Origin of the sequence: Vallitalea maricola (assembly GCF_036985595.1) — a bacterium.
GTDB lineage: Bacteria > Bacillota > Clostridia > Lachnospirales > Vallitaleaceae > Vallitalea > Vallitalea maricola.
Window position 1 is genome coordinate 1 of sequence record NZ_BTPU01000449.1, and the last position, 225, is coordinate 225.

The window sequence follows — 225 nt, forward strand, 5'->3', positions numbered from 1 at the left end:
AGTAAATTAAATAGCAGATACTTACAACGATTTATGATTATTGGTATATTGCTAGTTTTATGCGTCGTATTTGCAGTAATGAGCAAAGAATTTTTCACATATGTCAATATTAGAAACATTTTGAGACAGCAAAGTATGGTTGCAATTACTGCAGCTGGGGCAACATTTGTTATGATAACAACTGGTTTGGATATTTCGGTTGGTAGTACTATAGCCTTATCAGGT

The 225-nt window shown here is 32.9% G+C and carries 1 pseudogene; it reads left to right on the top strand.

Annotated features, from left to right (window positions below):
- Nucleotides 1-33: 33 nt before the first annotated feature.
- Nucleotides 34-225: pseudogene (locus tag AACQ14_RS24590) on the top strand (ABC transporter permease); the annotation flags it as partial.